The 270-nt window shown below is 51.1% G+C and carries 1 protein-coding gene; it reads right to left on the bottom strand.

The window, feature by feature from the left end; translation table 11 throughout:
- Positions 1-81: 81 nt before the first annotated feature.
- On the bottom strand, positions 82-270 hold a 189-nt coding region (gene rpmC / locus AC0L27_RS41345; RefSeq protein ID WP_473323889.1), incomplete at its 5' end, for a 50S ribosomal protein L29.

The raw sequence follows: 270 nt of genomic DNA on the forward strand, positions 1-270 counted from the left end.
AACGTTCGATAGCAACAACAATGGATTTCTCCATTTTGTCGCTAACAACGCGACCTTGCAGAGTACGGATTTTATCGGTCATTACGCACCCGCCTTCTCGTTCAGTAAAGTCTTAACGCGTGCGACATCGCGACGCACTTGCTTCAACAGGTGAGACTGTTGCAGCTGGCCACTTGCAGCCTGCATACGCAGGTTGAACTGCTCACGCAGCAGGTTCAGCAGCTCGGTGTTCAGCTCTTCAACGCTCTTCTCACGCAGCTCTTTTGCTTT

This window comes from Bradyrhizobium sp. Ken51 (genome assembly GCF_055807435.1).